The sequence below is a fragment of the Labrenzia sp. THAF35 genome (assembly GCF_009363595.1).
In the GTDB taxonomy this organism is placed as follows: Bacteria; Pseudomonadota; Alphaproteobacteria; order Rhizobiales; family Stappiaceae; genus Roseibium; species Roseibium algicola.
The window spans coordinates 2,856,198-2,875,039 of record NZ_CP045380.1 but is presented as its reverse complement, the minus strand read 5'-3'; the positions used below and the strand labels follow the sequence as shown (position 1 = coordinate 2,875,039).

General features: G+C 60.7%; 13 protein-coding genes. 8 read left to right on the top strand and 5 right to left on the bottom strand.

Annotation, left to right across the window (positions count from 1 at the left end):
• Nucleotides 1–451 precede the first annotated feature (451 nt).
• From FIU93_RS13065 to FIU93_RS13050, 4 genes are all read right to left on the bottom strand, one after another.
• A complete protein-coding gene (locus FIU93_RS13065; protein ID WP_152505797.1) occupies nt 452–1,456 on the bottom strand; it encodes an aldo/keto reductase in 1,005 nt (334 codons plus the stop codon).
• A 134-nt stretch (nt 1,457–1,590) separates the two neighbouring features.
• Nucleotides 1,591–4,770: an efflux RND transporter permease subunit gene (locus FIU93_RS13060; RefSeq protein ID WP_152505796.1), complete on the bottom strand. Its 3,180-nt coding sequence runs from the start codon at nt 4,768–4,770 to the stop codon at nt 1,591–1,593.
• A gap of 56 nt (nt 4,771–4,826) precedes the next feature.
• Entirely contained in the window at nt 4,827–6,338 is a 1,512-nt protein-coding gene (locus FIU93_RS13055) for an HlyD family efflux transporter periplasmic adaptor subunit (protein WP_152505795.1), read from the bottom strand.
• A 269-nt stretch (nt 6,339–6,607) separates the two neighbouring features.
• Entirely contained in the window at nt 6,608–7,279 is a 672-nt protein-coding gene (locus tag FIU93_RS13050) for an outer membrane protein (RefSeq protein WP_055655843.1), read from the bottom strand.
• A gap of 370 nt (nt 7,280–7,649) precedes the next feature.
• Between FIU93_RS13050 and FIU93_RS13045 the strand changes: the two genes are divergently transcribed.
• The 7 genes from FIU93_RS13045 to mscL all read left to right on the top strand — a co-directional run bounded on the left by FIU93_RS13045 (nt 7,650) and on the right by mscL (nt 16,581).
• Nucleotides 7,650–8,663, top strand: coding sequence for a calcium/sodium antiporter (locus tag FIU93_RS13045; protein WP_022998053.1), 1,014 nt, complete (start codon nt 7,650–7,652; stop codon nt 8,661–8,663).
• Nucleotides 8,664–8,753: 90 nt separating this feature from the next.
• On the top strand, nt 8,754–10,733 hold the full coding sequence (gene uvrC / locus FIU93_RS13040) for an excinuclease ABC subunit UvrC (protein ID WP_152507582.1): 1,980 nt from the start codon (nt 8,754–8,756) through the stop codon (nt 10,731–10,733).
• Between the two features lie 60 nt (nt 10,734–10,793).
• Complete coding sequence (locus tag FIU93_RS13035) at nt 10,794–12,350, top strand: tetratricopeptide repeat-containing sulfotransferase family protein (RefSeq protein ID WP_152505794.1); 1,557 nt, start codon at nt 10,794–10,796, stop codon at nt 12,348–12,350.
• Between the two features lie 140 nt (nt 12,351–12,490).
• A complete protein-coding gene (locus FIU93_RS13030) occupies nt 12,491–14,050 on the top strand; it encodes a tetratricopeptide repeat-containing sulfotransferase family protein (RefSeq protein ID WP_152505793.1) in 1,560 nt (519 codons plus the stop codon).
• An 82-nt stretch (nt 14,051–14,132) separates the two neighbouring features.
• Nucleotides 14,133–15,236: an endonuclease/exonuclease/phosphatase family protein gene (locus tag FIU93_RS13025; protein ID WP_152505792.1), complete on the top strand. Its 1,104-nt coding sequence runs from the start codon at nt 14,133–14,135 to the stop codon at nt 15,234–15,236.
• Nucleotides 15,237–15,365: 129 nt separating this feature from the next.
• The gene (locus tag FIU93_RS13020) at nt 15,366–15,944 is read left to right on the top strand and encodes a thymidine kinase (RefSeq protein ID WP_022998058.1); all 579 of its coding nucleotides are present in this window, start codon (nt 15,366–15,368) and stop codon (nt 15,942–15,944) included.
• Nucleotides 15,945–16,137: 193 nt separating this feature from the next.
• Nucleotides 16,138–16,581 (top strand): large conductance mechanosensitive channel protein MscL, encoded by a 444-nt coding sequence (gene mscL, locus FIU93_RS13015; RefSeq protein WP_152505791.1) that lies wholly within the window; start codon nt 16,138–16,140, stop codon nt 16,579–16,581.
• Between the two features lie 29 nt (nt 16,582–16,610).
• On the opposite strand, the gene FIU93_RS13010 is transcribed toward mscL, so the two are convergent.
• Nucleotides 16,611–17,564 (bottom strand): helix-turn-helix domain-containing protein, encoded by a 954-nt coding sequence (locus tag FIU93_RS13010; RefSeq protein WP_152505790.1) that lies wholly within the window; start codon nt 17,562–17,564, stop codon nt 16,611–16,613.
• A gap of 124 nt (nt 17,565–17,688) precedes the next feature.
• Here FIU93_RS13010 and FIU93_RS13005 point away from each other — a divergent pair, with 124 nt between their 5' ends.
• Nucleotides 17,689–18,714, top strand: a complete 1,026-nt coding sequence (locus FIU93_RS13005; RefSeq protein ID WP_152505789.1) for a carbon-nitrogen hydrolase family protein — start codon at nt 17,689–17,691, stop codon at nt 18,712–18,714.
• Nucleotides 18,715–18,842 lie beyond the last annotated feature (128 nt).

Below are 18,842 nucleotides of genomic sequence, written 5' to 3'. Positions count from 1 at the left end.
TATTCGCGTAAAAATTAAGCACATGATGCGGTTTTGCACAAATCGAAAGAGGGATCCACTGCGTAAACCCGGATTGATAACCTGGGAGGCATGAGCCATAGGGCTCAAGCGAAGTACAAAGCCGCGAACCGAGCTGCTTGCAAGGAGGCGTTGAAGCAACGTAGGTTGGGGACTGTGCGGGTCATTCCCGAGACGCTGTGGATGTTGCCGCCGACCAGTTTCCTGTTCTGAGTGTCGGGCATCAGATACCCCTTGATTGCAGGGTGTATAGACCGATCCAGCTCATCGAGCACTTCGGCAGGTTTCATGCCCTTGGCAGCGGGATCAGGCCGTATGGCATGGCCTCGGCATGCTCCCGCAAACCGGCATGTGACATTGGCCGCACTCTGACCCTTCTGATCCAGTTAGGACGTTCCCTCCCCCGCCGTTTGGGCATGGGATCGAACGATGATCAGACCGGTTGCGGATTGCGTTCCGGGAATGCGCGTTGGTGCCAATACGGATAGGGAACGGGAGTGGTGCTGGCTTCGTCAAGCAGACGCATATGTTCGGCAGCCAGCTCCCAGCCGGTGGCCTCCATGTTGTTGCGCAACTGAGCTTCGCTGCTAACGCCGATGATGAGGCTTGCCACGGTCGGCCGCTGCAGAAGCCAGTTCAGTGCGACCTGGGCTTCGCTTTTGCCCGTGTCACGAGCCACCTCCCCCAACGCTGCAAGTACGCGCTCAAGAAGGGTTTCGTCGTAAAGAGGCGGTGCATAGTCCGGGGTTGCGTCCTTGTGCCGGCCTGCTGAAGCGTGCTTCCCGCCCCCCTTCAGGCGCCCCCACCCAAGCGGGCTCCACACCAGGGCTGAAACGCCCTGGTCCAAGCCCAGTGGCATCAATTCGAATTCGTAATCGCGGCCGATGAGCGAATAATACACCTGGTGCGCCACCAGCGACTGCCAACCGTTGTATCGTGCCGCAGCCTGAGACTTCATCAACTGCCAGCCGGCATAGTTCGAGACACCCAGGTGCCGAACCTTCCCCGCTTTCACCAGGTCATCCAGCACCTCCATGGTCTCTTCGACCGGTGTCATTGCGTCAAACGCATGGAGCTGGAACAGGTCAATATAGTCGGTGCGCAGACGGCTCAGCATTCCCTCGACAGCAGTCAGCAGGTGGCCGCGTGAACTGCCCACGTCATGTTCGCCCGCCCCGGTCCGCAGACCCGCCTTCGTGGAGATGATCACCTTGTCCCGGCGCCCGTTGATTGCCTGCCCGAGCACCATTTCGGCATTTCCGCCGGCATAGACGTCCGCGGTGTCGAACATGTTCAGCCCCTCGTCGAGACAGATGTCGACCAGACGCCGGGCTGCACCCGCATCATTGCCGGACCATGGCCCGGACGTGAAACTCGCCGTCCCCAAGCTGAGAACGGGCACAGACAGGGCACGATCGCCCAGCCAACGACGGTCCAATGCGTGTCTCCTTCCACGATTGATTGAACTGACCTTGATCAGATACTTTTCTGGTAAGACGTCGGGATTGGATCAGGTATTCCGATCCGGTTTCAGGCTTTGCTCCAGTCCATCACTGCACCCTCCCCCTGCCGTCACGCCTGTCCACCGGAAAGCGGTGCCCTGCCCCGAAGCTTGAGCAGGCGCCTGCCACTGGTGATCGCCTGACCGAAATCCTTCTGCACCGCCAGCAGAGCCGGCACCAGAAGGATGACAAGGAACAGCCCGACGCCCAGCCCGTAGGCCAGCGTGATGACTGTCGGCAGCAGGAACTGGGCCTGGCGACTGGTCTCGAACAGCAGCGGCGCCAGGCCGAACACCGTCGTTGCAGTCGTCAGCACGACCGCCCGCAACCGGTCGCAAACACCGTTGACCACCGCCTGCCGGAAGGGGTGGTCCTTGGCGTATTCGTCGATAGTGGTCACCAGCACGATGCTGTCGTTGATGATAATGCCCGCCATGCCGATGAAACCGACCACGGAGAACATCGACAGCGGAATGCCGTGCAGATAGTGGCCCCAGATCATGCCGACACAGCCGAAGGGAATGATGATCATGATCATCAGCGGCCGGGTCCAGGATTCGAAGATCCAGCACAGCACCAGGTAGATGCCGGCCAGACACATGGCAAAGCCGATCAGTGCATCGGAGAGGAACGAGCGTTCCTGCTCCGCCAGCCCGCTCATCTCGCTTTCGACGTCATAGTCGGCGGCAAGCTGTGGCAGAAGCTCGTTCTGCAGCGTGTCGGTCACTCGGGCAGCGGCTGCCGGATTGTCCTCCGATACATCGCCGAAGACCCGCAGCGTGCGCAGCCCGTCGCTGCGGCGGACCGAGGCAAAGCCATAGGTGCTGTCGATGCTGACAATCTCGCTCAGGGAAACATAGGTGCCCGCTTCGGTGCGCACCCGCGTTGAATAGAGAAACGCGGCATCCGTTTCGTCATCCGGCAACAGCACTTTCACTGTCGCCGTTCGCCTGCCGATCGGAAACTCGGCAACCTCGATGCCCTCCAGCCGGTTGCGCAGAATGCGGGCGATTTCCTCCGTGGTGAAGCCAAGGGCTTCGCCGCGCGGTGTCAGCGTCAGGTTCAGCTCCGGCTTGTCGTAGGCCAGCGTATCTTCCAGCGCGCTGACGCCTTCCATAGGCGCCAGAGACTGCTTCAGGCTTTCGGCAGCGGCCTTCAGGTTTTCCGTGGAGTTGCCGTAGAGCTTGATGTCGATCGCATCGCCCCCCGGACCTGAGCGCTCGCCGCGCAGGGCCATCGTTTCCAGAAGTGGCGGATTTATGATCTCCTCGCGCCAGTCGCCGATGAACTGAAAGGCCGAATAGGGCCGAAGGTCGGGGTCGAGCAGTTCTATGGAAATCCCGCCAAGCTGGTCGGCGTCCTTGGTATCTGCCCCCATGAGGCCGCGTCCTGCCGTCGCACCGACGGTGGAGAGCGCGAAGACCACCGGTTCGGCGCCATATTGCTCGCTGTATCGCCGGTTGACCACGTCAAGCGCGCGTTCCATCTCCGCAATCATCGCCTTGGTGTCTTCGCGTTTTGCCCCGGGCATCATGGCAATGCTCGCGGAAACCACCGCCTGTTCAGGTGCGTTGAAGAACCGCCAGCGAACCGACTTGTCGAAAACCAAGGTGAGCGACAGCGCCAGCACCATCAGCGCAAAGCCGATAGCCGGATACCGCACGGCGAGAACCCAGCCGACGAACCGGCGAAACAGCTTTTCCCGGAACCAGACGAAGCCCCGGTTGAACAGGCGGTTGGGCAGGTCGAACCAGTGTTTCTTCTTGCTGGCCTTCAGCGCGTGGTTCATGTGGGCCGGCAGGATGAGAAAGGATTCCACCAGGCTGGCAATCAGCACCACCGACACCGTAAAGGGAATATCGGCGACAAGACTGCCGAAACGCCCACCGATGGCAACCAGCCCGACAAAGGCAATCAACGTGGTTATGGAGGCGCAGAAGACCGGTGCCGTCATGCGCCTTGCGGCAAGGCTGGCGGCTTCCGCTGGCGAATAGCCGCGCCTGTGCAGGAAGTCGGCATGCTCGCCGACCACGATGGCGTCATCCACGACGATGCCGAGACAGATGATCAGCGCGAACACGGAGATCATGTTCAGCGTGATCCCGAAGACATACATCAGGCCGATCGTGGCGGCCATCGCCACCGGAATTCCGGCCGCCACCCAGAAGGCTGTTCTGGCTGAAAGAAACAGGAACAGGAACAACAGCACCAGGGCCAGCCCGAAAATGCCGTTTTCAACCAGGATATCCAGCCGGTCGATGATCGCCTGCGAGCGGGTGTTGGTCAGTTGAACGACAACACCCTCTGGAAGTGTGTGCTGGAAGTCCGCCGTGATCCGCTCCACTGCCCGCTGGATCTCGATGGTGTCTCCCTGGGCACTGCGGCTGACCCTCAGAACCACCGCCGGCATGCCCTTGTGATAATAGGCCCGGCCGCTTTCCACCCCTTCGGTGACAATGTCGGCAACGGACCGCAGCTCAAGCTTTTCCCCTTGGGAGGGCGCTTTCAGAACGATCTCTCCCAGCTCCTGCTCGCTGCGCCGCGTCTGGCCGGTACGCAGCCGGGCGGAACTGCCGGCGACATCGCCCGCAGGCGTCGTTTCCATCTCCGCCGAAACAACGTCAGCGATTTCGGCAAGCGTCAGACCATGCCGCACCAGCATGTTCTCGCCGACATTCACCCGGATGATCGGGTCTTCCAGTCCTCGAATGGTGACCCGCGTGACGCCCTGGCGGAAAAAGACGGTCTGGAGATCTTCGGCAAAGCGGGCAAGCTGGTCGATATCGACCGGCCCATACATGACGACATCTGTCACCCGGTCGGAATAGACGCTGCGGGTGACCACCGGTTCGTCGATGCCTTCGGGAAGACTGGAGCGGGCCTGATCGACGGCGGCCTTCACCTCGTCGGTTGCCTGGCCCATGTCCCAGCCGTCCTCGAACTCCAGTTCGATGCTGGCCCGGCCCTCGCGCGCAACGGATGTGGCTTCGTCGACACCGTTGATGGCAAGCAGTTGCGGTCCCAGGATTTCGACAACGGCCCGGTCGAGATCCTCAGGCCCGGCGCCTGACCAGTTGACGACGACGTCCACTTCCTCGCGGACAAAATCGGGAAAGAACTGCGTCCGGATCTGCGTCGAGGCCGCGAACCCGCTGATCAGCATCATGGCCAGTAGCAGGTTCGCCGCTGTGCGGTGCCGGACCATGTAGTCCAGCAGCGAGGCAAATTGCGATCCGCCAGGAGAACGCATGTGGGGACACTCCAATCAGAATATCAGGTCGGATGTGACAGGGTTTACAGCGGTGTTCAGCCGCTGTTGCCGCCGCCATGCTCCAGCCGTTCGATCAGCTCTTTCGGCACCATCGGCTTGTTCAGAAGGGCAAGCAGCCTGGCCTTGCGGTTTTCCGGCATGTCGGACCTGTTCAACTGATCGATCAGCGCCGCGCGTCGTTCAGGTTCCAGCGCCACCAGGTCGCCGGAGAGACGCGCTTCGCCCGCCTCCAGCGCCTGCGCCGTCGCTGGCTCGTCAGGTTGCGGGTCATCCTGCCCACCGGTGTTGCGCCGGGGAGTAACCTTCAAACCGGTACCAAGCTGCGGCAAGCGCTCACGCACGTAATCAGCGCCAAAGGGGACATTGGCCACGATGACTTCATTGCCCATACGGCGCAGGATCGTCGCCTTGATTTCCTCGATCCGATCCCCTTCGCCAACGATCAGCATGCGGCCGTCTTCCGTGAGCGCCGCCGAAGGCACCTTCGCGACACGGGTCAGCTCCGGTTCAAGCACATTCACCTTCACGAAGTCGCCCGGCCGCAGCACCGTACCCGGCTCCAGATCCAGCGTCGCAAACAGTGTCCGCCCCGCTTCGCCTTCAGAGACCACGGCCGCGGCCCTGTCGATGGTACCAGGAACCTCGATGGACCGGCCTCCCAGCTGCAGGACTGCAGTGACGGGTGCCTTGACCAGACTTCCGCTGGTATCCAGCAGCCGGGAAAATTCGTCGGTCGACAGTGAGAAACGGACTTCCAGCGCCGCCGGATCGATCAACAGGGCCAGCGTCTCCGAAGAGCTGACGCGGCGGCCCAGCGTGGCGTTGACCTCAGACAGGTAGCCGGTGAAGGGGGCCGTCAGCGTGACTTCCTCCAGGGTACGCCTGGCATCGTCCAGAGCGAGCCGGGCTCGCTTGACCGTCAGATCCATCCGCTCGATGCGCTTGCGTGCAGTGATGACCGATTGCAGGCGATTGCTGAGCGATTGTTCGAGGGAGGCGACGGCCAGTTCTTCGGTCTCGACCTGTACGGCCGTGGAATAACCCTTGTCCCTCAGCTGCTGCTGACGCTCCAGCGCCTGCTTGCGCAAGTCCAGCTGGCGCCGGGCTGCTTCCAGTTCCTGCTCGGCACCGACAATGGCTTCCGCGGCTTCCGCCTTCTGGGCCTCGGCATCGGCAAGGGCCGCTTCCGCGTCCAGCGCCTGGAATTCCGCATTGGCCGGATCGATCCTCAGCAGGAGTTCGCCTTTCGCGACGGCGGCACCGTCGCGAAACTTGGAGGCAACCTCGACGAGCCTGCCTTCCGAGCTGGCCCTGAGCTCCAGCGTCCGCCAGCTTTCCACCTGACCGTAGGCTGTCGTGACAGGCGCGACCGTTTGCGATGTCAGCTCCGCGACATTGACCGAATAGCTGCGTTCGCGGGCAGGACGTCGCTGCGCGGTCTCTTCTGCCGTCATGGCAGTATACAGACGGTAGCCGCCAAAACCGGCAAACCCGATCATGATCGCCATCAATGCCAGACCGACAAGTCCGCGCATCAGAAACCGCATTCGCCTCTCCACCTGAAGGGCCGGACTAGCGGGGTGTAAGGAAGTCACCCGGGCACCGGCACTTAACGTCAGGTCCCTTAAGTAACACGGTACTGGGGCGAAATTCTGAAAAGCTTGTAACGACTTGTATCGTCTTGTATACGCCGGCCGCCTGTTCGCCCGTCAGCCGCTTCTCTTTGCCGCAGCCGGCCGAAGACACCCGGAAAGCAGACAAGAAAAAACCCGGCACCTTGCGGCACCGGGTTTTCCGTATCGGCCGGGAGGCTGGCTTAGAACTTGTAGCCAATACCCATGCGAACCTGCGAATTGTTGAAATCCGAGCTCACGCCGGTTCCGTTCAGGTTGAAATCCTGTTCGCCAAAATCCTGGTAGACGTATTCCAGCTTGGCGCTGATGTTGTTGGTGATGGCTGCTTCGCCACCTGCGCCAAGGGTCCAGCCCAGGGCGGTCTTGCTGTCCGTGTCGCCATTGCCGGAAACTTCCAGGTCGGCAATCGCCAGACCGCCGGCACCATAGACCATGTAACGGTCGAAGGCGTAACCGACACGGCCACGGAAGTTGGAGTTCCAGTCAGACTTGGACCGGAGGGTCAGGCCACCGTTGGACTTGGACTTTTCCAGGTCGGTCAGGCTGAAGTCCGCTTCCGCGCCGACCACGATGTTCGGCGTCACCTGGAAATTGTAACCGGTGTAAAGACCGCCGGCGATGCCGTTCGCATCCACTCCAAGCCCGGTGTTGTTGCCGGCCTTGTTGTCGAACTGGCCGAAAGCCCATCCGAGATTGCCACCGACATAAAGGCCGGTCCAATCGATGCTCTGTTGCGGAGCCGGAACCGCCTCATAGGCCGGTGCCGGCGACTGCGGCAAATCCGCAGCCAGGACAGGCGCCGATGCGACCGTCGCGGCTGTCAGGGCCATGCCAGCAAGTGCAAGACGTTTCATTTGAGTACTCCAGATCCACTTTATCCATTAGTGCGTTGGCCGGAAATTGCCGGCCAGTTGCGAGTTGGACGGGTATAAAGCCGCGTCCTCACTCTCCCCCAATGACAAGATATGGAGATCGTTTGTGGCGGATCAGGATTGAGAATGGGGAGTTTTGATGACAAATGGAGGCAACATTCTGACAGGATGAAAGACCCGTAAAGACAATTGCAATTTGCATTCAGGAACCCCATTTGGCCGGTAGAAAGATCCTTGTCCGCGGCTTTCCCCTCACCGATCTATTGCGTATAAGGCGCCAAGTTGAACTTTGGCGCTGCCACATTGAAGCCGCCTTCGAAGATTGAAACTGACCCGAACCGGAAATTCGTAAATGCTCTTTGACTACATCAGCCTCGCAGGCGGACTTGTTGTTCTGATTATCGCAGGCGATGTCTTGGTCAGGGGTTCGGTCGGTATTGCGCAGCGTCTGGGCATTCCCAATCTGGTCATCGGTCTGACCATCGTCGCCTTCGGCACCTCTGCTCCCGAACTGGTCATTTCCCTGAAAGCCGCGCTGGAAGGCGCCGGCGGCATCGCCATCGGCAATGTGGTCGGTTCCAACATCGCCAACGTGCTTCTGGTTCTGGGCATGCCCGCGCTGATTGCGGCAACCCCGTGTGGTGAAACCGGCGCAACGCGCAACGCGCTGTTCATGGTCGCAGTCACCATTGTTTTCATGGCGCTCTGTTTCTTCACGCCCATCGGCCTGACCGCCGGCCTCATTCTTCTGGCACTGCTCGGTGTCTTCCTTGCAGCCTCCACCATGATGGCGCAGAAGCACAGGAAAGAGCAGAAAGCCATCGCCGCGGCATCCGCGGGCGCCGCCGCTGCAGATATCCCGATGGAAGACGATGATGGCCTGGACGAGGTTGAGGATGTTCCCGATTCCGTCTGGATCGCGCTTGCCTATATTCTTCTCGGCCTGGTCGGCCTGCCGCTCGGTGCGCATTTCACCATCAGCGGAGCAACGTCGATCGCAACCTCCTGGGGCGTCAGCGAAGCCGTCATCGGCCTGACCGTCATCGCCCTCGGCACCTCCTTGCCGGAACTTGCCACAACGGTCATGGCCGCCATTCGCCAGCATGGTGCCGTCGCCATTGGCAACGTCATCGGCTCCAACGTCTTCAATCTGCTCGCCATCATCGGCATCACCGCCGTCATCGTGCCGATCGACGTGCCGCAGGAAGTCCTCAAGCTGGATATCTGGGTGATGCTGGCCTGTGCGATCCTGCTGACAATCCTGGCTGGAATGCGCATCTGTCTCGGCCGTATATCCGGCGCTGTCATGACGGCGGCCTATTGCGCCTATATCGCCACCGTCTATGTGCTGGGTCACACCTCCTGAAGGCTCTTTTTTGCCGCCAGTTGGCAGCAGAGCACCGCTTGGCCGCACCCGCCTCTTTCCCTATTGCCTTGTGCGGCTTAAATGTCTGGCATGCAGGACGATACTGATTCTGAAAAAAGCGCCGAATCCGCGCCGGAGACCGGCAATGCCCCCGCACGCAAGGGCGTCGAGGTCATTGCCGACGAGGTCAAGCGCCTGCCCAACGGGCCGGGCGTCTACCGGATGCTGGACGAAAACGGCGAGGTTCTCTACGTCGGCAAGGCCCGCAGCCTCAAGAAACGGGTCACCAGCTACACGCGCCTGCAGGGCCAGTCCAACCGGATCATGCGCATGATCCTGGCGACGGCGTCGATGGAATTCGTCGTCACCCAGACAGAGCCGGAAGCCCTGCTTCTGGAAGCCAACCTGATCAAGCGCCTGCGGCCACGGTTCAACGTGCTGCTGCGCGACGACAAGTCCTTTCCCTATATCCTGGTGACCGGCGATCATGAATCCCCCGCGATCGTCAAGCATCGCGGTGCCCGCAAGCGCAAGGGTGAGTACTTCGGCCCCTTTGCCTCGGCAGGCGCGGTCGACCGCACCATCAATGCGCTCCAGAAAGCCTTTCTGATCCGGACTTGTTCGGACAGCTATTACGAAAACCGCTCCCGGCCCTGCCTGCAGTATCAGATCAAGCGCTGTGCAGGCCCCTGCACCCGGGAAATCGATCCGGCGGATTATGCCGGTCTGGTGTCGGAGGCCAAGGCCTTCCTTTCCGGCCGCAGCCAGTTGATCAAGACTCAGCTTGCAAAGCAGATGGAAGCCGCGTCCGCCGATCTGGAGTTCGAGCGCGCCGCCATCTACCGCGACCGCCTGTCGGCATTGTCGCACATTCAGGCGCATCAGGGCATCAATCCGCAGTCGGTCGAGGAAGCCGACGTTTTTGCCATCCACCAGGAAGGCGGCCAGACCTGCGTGCAGGTGTTCTTTTTCCGCACCGGACAGAACTGGGGCAACCGGGCCTACTTCCCCAAGGCCGACAAGTCCTTCGAGGAAGCCGATATTCTGGAAAGCTTCCTGGCGCAGTTCTATGACGATAAACCCGCTCCACGTCAGATCCTGCTCTCCCACGAATTGAGCGAACAGGACCTTCTCGCGCAGGCGCTCTCCGAACGCACAGGCCGAAAGGTCGACGTCGCCTGCCCCAAACGCGGGGAAAAGAAGGAACTGGTCGACCACGCACTGACCAATGCACGCGAGGCGCTCGGCCGCAGACTTGCGGAAACCTCCAGCCAGGCCCGTTTGCTGAAAGGCGTTGCGGAAGCTTTCGACCTGCCCCAACCGCCGCGCCGGATCGAGGTCTACGACAACTCCCACATCATGGGCACCAATGCGGTGGGCGGCATGATTGTTGCCGGCCTGGAAGGCTTCGCCAAGGGTCAGTACCGCAAGTTCAACATCAAGTCGGAAGATCTCGTCCCGGGCGACGACTACGGCATGATGCGCGAAGTGCTGACGCGGCGCTTCTCCCGTTTGTTGAAGGAACACGCCCGCGAAGACAGCAAACCGGAAGCGGTCGACCCAGCCCTCCAGGATACCGATGAGGGCGAACTGGAAACGGCGCCTGCCGATACCGGCGTACCGGCCTGGCCGGAACTGGTGCTCATCGACGGTGGCCAGGGCCAGCTGACAGCGGCCCGCGAGACGCTGGAAAGCCTCGGCATCACCGATGTCCCGCTCGTCGGCATCGCCAAGGGTCCGGACCGGGATGCCGGACGGGAGAAATTCTTCATCCCCGGCCGGCAGTCCTTCATGCTGCCCGAGCGCGACCCCGTCCTCTATTTCGTCCAGCGCCTGCGCGACGAAGCGCACCGCTTTGCCATCGGTAGCCACCGGGCCCGCCGCAAGAAGGACATCACCAGGAACCCGCTGGATGAGATCGCGGGTGTTGGTCCGACGCGGAAGAAGGCCCTGTTGCGCCACTTCGGCACGGCCAAGGCCGTCTCCAAGGCAGGGGTCGACGACCTGGCCGCCGTGCCCGGCATTTCCGAGGCGATTGCCAAACTGGTCTATGACCATTTTCATGAATAGGACGTCCGGCCGGCGGCTCCTCCCGGCCAATGATTTTGCCAAAGCCAAGGAATTCTGAGAGTGTCAAACCCGTTGGAAGCCGCGCTTCGGTGCATCGACGCAAAGGATTACGGCATGGCGCTGGAGATCCTGACCGATCTCAATGCTGCCAATCCGCGCGATCCGCAGGTCAATCACTGGCTTGGTGTCATCTATCTGACCCATGGTCACGCATCCCGGGCAATCGAACATCTACAAGCTGCCGCGAAGGTCGCGAAGAAGGAAGCCGTCATCTTCGCTACACTTGCAGATGCCCTCACCCTCGACAACCGTTTCGAGGAGGCCCTGCCATATGCGCGCAAGGCAGTCGCCCTCGACGCCAAGTCCGAATTCGCCCACCGCACCCTGGGCGAGATCTACGCAAGGCTGCGGCGGCCCGTCATGGCCGAACATGCCTTTCAAAACGCGCTTGCTATCAACGAGGCTTCGGCGATCGCACATCTGGCGCTCTCACGGCTGAAAGTCTCGCTCGGCAAGATGGACGAGGCCGAAACCCATTTCCGGCGTGCACTGGAACTGGCTCCCGAGGAACCCTCGGTTCTCATCAGTGCAAGGGACCTCTCCGACCTTTCGCTGAAGAAAGAGGCGCTGGAAAAGATCGAGACCCTGCTGAACGATGTGGACCGGCCGATGGCAAAGGTCGAGCGGGCAAGGCTTGCCTTCACAGCCGGCAAGATCTGCGACGACACCGGCGACACACCCAAGGCCTTTCACTATCTCGGGCAGCATCGAAACGACCTTTACGGCCACTATGATGCCGACCGGCAGGAACGCCATGTCGAAACCTGCCGGGAAGTCTTCTCGAAACAGTTTTTCGAAGATCGCAAGGATTATGCCCTCACCAGCGACAGGCCCGTCTTTGTCTTCGGCATGCCGCGATCAGGCACCTCGCTGGTCGAGGCCATCCTGTCCGCTCATCCCAAGGCGACTGCCGCAGGTGAATTGAGTTTCTTTGACGAACAGATTGATGGCCTGACGGAAGGCCACACCGGTGACAACGCCTTCTTCGACGCCGCCCTGGCCCTCGACCGCAAGAGCGCCCAGCGCATCGGCCGCAAGTACCTGACCCTGCTCGACGGTTTCAGCAAGAAAAGTGCCCGCGTGATCGACAAGATGCCGCAGAATTTCGAGCACCTCTGGCTGATCGCCCTCCTGTTCCCAAATGCACATTTCTGCCATGTCAGCCGCAACCCGGCCGACACCTGCGTCTCCATCTACATGACGCCCCTGCCCGGCAAGCACGGTTACTGTGAAAGCCAGCAATCGCTCGCCCATTATTATGGCCATTACAGAAACCTGATGGCGCACTGGAGCACGGTGTTGCCGGTTGAGATTCGCAATCAGTCCTACGAGACCCTTGTCAGCGATCCGGATACGGAGCGCCCCGCACTGATTAGTCACGCCGGGTTGGCATGGGACGATGCCTGCCGCCATCACGAAAGCAATGAGGCGCAGGTCTTCACCTTCTCCATGGCCCAGGTCAGGCAACCCATTCATACTGGGGCCGTGAACCGTTTCGAAAAGTACCGGGATCACATTGGCCCGCTACTCGAAGGACTTGCAGGGATCGAAACCTGACACCGGAGGGTTGCATCTTCAGGCCGGTTTATCACAAGCTGTAGCGACAAACCGGCACCCGGCGCGTCTTTCGCGCCTTTTTTGGAAACGGGTGTGTTCGCGAGACCAGCCGCTTGTGCGGTGCAGACCACCGGACAAAGATGCACCCAGATCCGACCGAACAAGCTTTCGCTCTTCTTCAAGCAGGACAATTCGACCGCGCTCAGGCGCTTCTGGAGGCAGTGCTCCAGAATGATCCGCGCAATGCCCGGGCAAGGTATGGCCTGGGCATCGCCTGCCTTTCCTTCGGCCGGACCGCGCAGGCGATCCCGCATCTGGAAGAGGCCGCAAAAGGCGCGAAAAAGGAAGCAGTGGTTCACACCACACTCGCAAGTGCGCTCAACATCGAGAGGCGCAGCGAAGACGCACTGCCTCATGCGCGCAAGGGAGCGTCGCTCGCCCCGGGGTCTGAATACGCGCAACGCGTCCTCGGTGAAGTCTACGCCGATCTCCGGCGCTCCGGACTTGCCCGGCAGGCCTTCGAGCAGGCTCTGAAGGCTGATCCGCAGTCGCCACGTGCTCATCTCGGCCTCTTCGAACTGGAAATGACGCTCGGCAATCGGGAGCTTGCTGAAAATCATATTCGCACCGCCTTCACCGAGGCGCCTTCCGATCCCGCAATCCTGACCGCGGCTGCCGAAGCTCAGGACGAAACTCTCAAGGCGAGTGTCCTTGAGGGGATTGAACGGCATCTTTCGAACCTGCCTCAAGGTGCCGCGACCGCCGAAGTCACCCGTCTTGCGTTTGCCGCAGGCAAGATTTGCGACGCCGCAGGCGACACCGGCAAGGCATTTTCCTTTTTCGACGGATACCGGACGGGCCTTTACCCCGCCCACGACCCGGACATCCAGAAAGCCTTCGTGGAAAGCTGCAAGGCCATCTTTGACCGGGAGTTTTTCGAACAGCGGAAGGACTGGGCGCTTTCAAGTGACAGGCCGGTTTTCGTTTTCGGCATGCCTCGCTCCGGCACGACCCTCGTCGAGCGGATCATCGGCCGGCACCCCGTCGCACGGGCCGCGGGGGAGCTTCAGTTCATCCCCGATCGGATTCATGGTCTGGCGTCCGGCCAGACACACGGCCCGCAACTCTTTGAGACTGCCCGTCAGATGACACGGCAGGACGCTCAGCGCATCGGCCGCCGCTATCTCTCCCATCTGGAGGATATCGACAAGAGAGCGCACCGTGTAATCGACAAGATGCCTCACAATTACGAAAACCTCTGGCTTCTCGCCCTTCTTTTTCCCAACGCCAGTTTCGTGCATGTGACGCGGAGCGCGGAAGACACCTGTCTTTCGATCTACATGACGCCGCTACCGCCGCATCATTCCTACAATGAGAGCCAGGCTTCACTCGGCCGCTATTTCAATCTCTACCGTGATCTGATGGCCCACTGGTCAGAGGTTCTGCCGGTTGCCTTGAGGCATCAGTCCTATGAAAGCCTTGTCAGCGACAATGAGACGGAAAGTCGGGCCCTGCTCGCCCATACCGGCCTGGACTGGGACGACGATTGCCTGAAGCCCCCTGATGAGACCACCCAGATCTTCACCTTTAGCCGCGAGCAGGCACGCCGACCTGTCTATGGCTCGTCCGTCGGGCGCTGGAAGGCTTATCAAGCGCATATTCAGCCGCTGCTGGCAGCGCTCGAAGCAAAGGCGAACTGACTTTGCGGCAAAACAGGTCGCACCTTCCGCGCAGTCCGTGCTAAGCACAGCCGCCTTCTCATGAAATCGGACCCAGGCTGCCATGTTTCGAAAGCCCCAGGCTAAACCGCGTTCCCTGATCCATAGCGTATTATCCCTGATCGGCTGGTGCGGCAGCCTTGGTGCCATTGCAGTCAGTGTGCTCGGCCTGCTTGCCTTTCTGGCGCCGGACGTCTGGCTTGCGGACAACATGAGCTTCTTCCTGAGACAGTTTCTGGCCGCAGGCCTGGCAGGGTGTCTTGGCGGCGCGGCCGGTTTCCTCGTTCGCCACAGCCTTCGTCTGCTGTACCGGTTGACCTGGTTCGTGGCCGTGATCGCCTTTCTCAGCCTGGCCGGGTTCACCGGAGCTCGCACGCTTGCCAACACCAAGCCCCTTGGTCCCGCGGCGCCGGGAGACCGTCCGCTCAAGATCGTCTCCATCAATCTTGAACACCTGTTTCTGGGGGACAAGGTGTTGCAAGCCTTTCTGGAAAAGGAGCAGCCTGATGTCGTGGTGTTTCAGGAAGTGCTGTGGTGGCTTCAGGAACGCCGCTGGCAACGCTTGGGGTTGCCGACCGGCGGTGCCGGCGAGAACGGATTTCCCGAATACCTGAAGGTCGGAGACCTGGGGGGCCTGGCGGTCTATTCCCGCTTTCCGCTGACGTCGGAAGAAACCCGTGTCATCTCTGGCGATGTCCCTCCCGGAGCCAATGTCTATTACGATGGCGACAGGGAACTGCTGTCGCTCTCCGTCGACACCGGCTCGGCGCCGCTGCATCTCCTGGTCATTCATCCGGACAGCCCGCGTTCGAAGATCCGCTGGGAGAACAAGCGCCGCTATTTCGACGAGGCCGATAACGTCATCGATACCTTGAAGGCCGACAACGGCAGCAACATTCTGGCGATCGGCGACTGGAACAGTTCACCCTGGTCTGCCCGGTTCCAGCAGACACTGACACGAAACGGGCTGAAGACGGCCTATCCGGACGGATGGCCGCAGACGACGCGCTTCTTCTTCGACTACAGCCTGCACTGGATCCTCGGTGCGCCTGTCGACCAGTTCGCCGTTTCCAGGGACATCCAGATCGTCAACGTTTCCCTTGGCCCCGATATCGGTTCCGATCATTTGCCGCTGATCGTGGAGATCGCCCAGACGCCGACCAACTGACTTCGGCGACCTGCGCCCGGCACCTGAAAATTGCGACATTGCCTGTGACTTCAACCGGAAAGTGTTTGAGGCTCCGGGTGGTTTCCTGAAAACTGCCCGCAACTTCAAGACCGATTCCCAAAGTTCCGCATGGCCAAACTCTATTTCAACTACTCCTCGATGAACGCCGGCAAGTCGACCGTCCTGTTGCAGGCCGCCTATAACTACGAGGAGCGCGGAATGAACACGCTGCTCCTGATCGCCGCGTTCGACGACCGGGGCGGCAAGGGCCGGATCGCATCGCGTATCGGGTTGGGAGCGGATGCCGATGTCTTCAACTCGGCTGACAACGTCTTTGATCACATACTGCGCGCCGACGAAGCGAAGAAGGTCGACGCGGTCTTCGTCGATGAAGCCCAGTTTCTGACGGAAGACCAGGTCTGGCAGCTCGCCCGGGTGGCCGACACGCTGCGCATTCCGGTGATGTGCTTCGGACTCAGAACGGATTTCCAGGGAAAGCTCTTCCCCGGCAGCGCCGCCTTGCTGGCGCTTGCGGATAATCTGAAGGAAATCAAGACCATCTGCTGGTGCGGACGCAAGGCGACCATGGTTGCCCGCTTGGATGCGGACGGCAAGATCGTCGAGGAAGGCGACCAGGTCGTTATTGGTGGCAATGACAAGTATGTCTCCCTCTGCCGCCGTCACTGGAGCGAGCGGAAGCTGGGCTGATCGCCACTTTCCGTTCGGAACCTTTCAGAACCGCACCTCGGACCGGTCGCAGTGCCCTCACTTTGTGATGGACAAAGCCCCCCAGAGCAGGATTATCGGTTTTTCTGACAAGAAGCCCCGCCGCAGCCCAATTCGTTGAAGGTGCTACCGCGCGCACTCTGGTCAGCGATCCGAAGACTTTTGGGGTATGCATATGATCAAGGAATTTCGCGACTTTATCGCCAAGGGCAACGTCATGGACCTTGCCGTCGGCATCATCATCGGCGCAGCTTTCACCGCCATCGTCACCAGCCTGGTCAATGACCTGATCAACCCGATTATCGGGCTCATCATCGGCGGCATCGACTTCACCTCGATGTATGTCGTTCTGTCCGGGGAGGTTCCTGCCGGCACCGGTCTTGCCGCCGCTCGTGAGAGCGGGGCCGCCGTTTTCGCCTATGGAGCCTTTCTGACGTCCTGCATCAACTTCATGATCATCGCGTTTGTCGTCTTCATGCTTGTGAAGTCGGTCAACCGGATCAAGTCCATGGCTGAAAAGCCGGACAACGTCGAGCCTGAGGTCAAGACCGGCCCGTCGGAAATCGACGTCCTGATCGAAATCCGCGACGAGCTTAAGTCAGCCAAGGCCTCTTCCTGATTTCACCTTCGCGGGACACTTTACCGCGATTACTCTTCCTCGCCCCGGTACTGCCGGGGCGAACGGCCAAAAGCCTTGCGAAACAGTGTCGAGAAATGCTGCAGATTGTTGTACCCGCAGCGCATCGCGATTTCACTGATCGACATCGCTGCAAATCTCGGGTCATGCAGTGCCGCTGCAACGACCTCCAGTCGTTTCTGCCGGATTTCGCCTGCAATCGAAGACCCTTCGCACTGGAAGATCGCGTTGAGACGCCGTACCGACAGTCCGGTGGCCGACGCCACCTGGTTCCGGTCCAACTCCGGATCGTGAATGCGGCGCGCAATGCAGCTGCGTGCCCTGAGCAGGATCTGACGATCGAACGACGAAAGCGCCAGCTCGCTCTTGCGGCTGCCCGCCAGCCCGGTCGCCACAAGGTCCAGAAGCGTTTCCTGAAGTGTTGAGGCAAACACCGGAGAACCGCTGTTCAGGTGAGCTGAAAACGCCAGGATACTCTCCCGCACAAGACGGCCGATGTCGCTTTGCCCGTCGATCCAGGTTCCGCCGAGCGTCTCGGCAAATGGCAATCGGGAGAGCAGACTTGCCTTCGAAAACTGCAGGACCGTTTGCGAGAAGGGTTCCGTCAGATCCAGACAATAGGGCTGGGTGCTGTCATAGACCACCATGTCGCCGGGACGCAGCACCGATGTTTTTCCGAATTGGGTCAGACGCGAGTAGTTTGCGGTCTGCAGGCTGACGAGGAAATCGGCTTCCGACGCCGACCGGATGTCGCTGGGACGCCGCACCACCCTGTGGGCTGTCCCGGACACTCTGGAAACGGACAGGGCCGAATGGCGCTCGATATCCAGACTGCCGACGAAACCGGGGCCCTCGCCCGCTTCACAGCCCAGCTGGACATAAGAGTCACAGACTGCTTCCCGCCAATAGGCGAAGCGATCGCGCGGGGCGATGTCCACTGTGCTGTATGAGGCCTGACCGCTCATATCCGTTTCCGTGTTCGACTGATCGATTTTCGGCAGTCTGCCCAAAAACGCAAGTTTTTTGGCTCAGGGACAAAAGTAATCTCTTCTTCACTCCGGCAGGCTGGGAGGCCTAGGAGGACATCACATGACCAAGCAATTCAAAGTCGCAGCCGTCCAGGCTGCCCCCTGTTTTCTCGATCTTGATGCCGGCATCGACAAGGCCGTGCGCCTGATCGAGGAAGCTGCATCAGCCGGAGCCAGACTGGTCGCCTTCAGCGAAACCTGGCTGCCCGGTTATCCAAACTACATCTGGCTCGGCCCCGTCGCCTGGCAGATGCAGTTTGCCGGACGCTATTTCGAAAATTCCATCGTAGCCGGTTCGGACCATGAAAAGCGCCTGGCCGACGCCTGCCTGAAAAACAACATCCAGCTTTCCATGGGCTGCTCGGAACGTGACGGCGGCTCGCTTTATATAGCCCAATGGCATTTCGACGAGACCGGCACGGTCGTGAACCGCCGGCGCAAGCTGAAACCCACCCACGTGGAACGCACGGTCTATGGCGAAGGCGACGGCTCTGATCTTGCGGTGGTCGAAACCTCCCTCGGCCGCATTGGCCAGTTGGCCTGCTGGGAACACCTGCAACCGCTGTCGAAATACGCCATGTATGCCCAGAACGAGCAGATCCATTGTGCCGCCTGGCCCAATCTCCACCTCTACAAGGGCACGGCCTACGCCCTTGGCCACGAAGTCAACAACGCGGCGTCGATGATCTACGCGGTTGAAGGCGGTTGTTTCGTGCTTGCACCCTGCTCGCTGGTCACCAGGGACATCCAGGACGAGCTCTGCCAGGGCGATCCGGAAAAGGAAGCACTATGCCCGCTCGGCGGCGGCTATACCCGCATTTACGCCCCGGACGGACAGGAAATCGGCACTCAGATCGCTCAGGACGAAGAAGGCCTCGTCTTTGCGGACATCGACCTCGGCATGATCGCCTTCGCCAAGGCAGCTGCCGATCCGGCGGGTCATTATGCCAAGCGGGACGCCACCAGACTGTTGCTCAACCGGAAGAAACAGCGCCCCGTTGTCGCCTTCGACGATGCTCCCGGCTGGGAAGATGAAAACGAGCTTGCCACAGTGCGGCAGAGCCCAATGGAAGAGGCTGCCGAATAGACCAAACGAGCCGGTGCGCGGTACCTGCGCACCGGTCCGGGATTGCCCGGGTCTACCGTACGCTGAGCCAATCCGTCGGCGACGACCTCGCCGGCACACTTGGACAAACCCGCGGAACCGAAATTTGC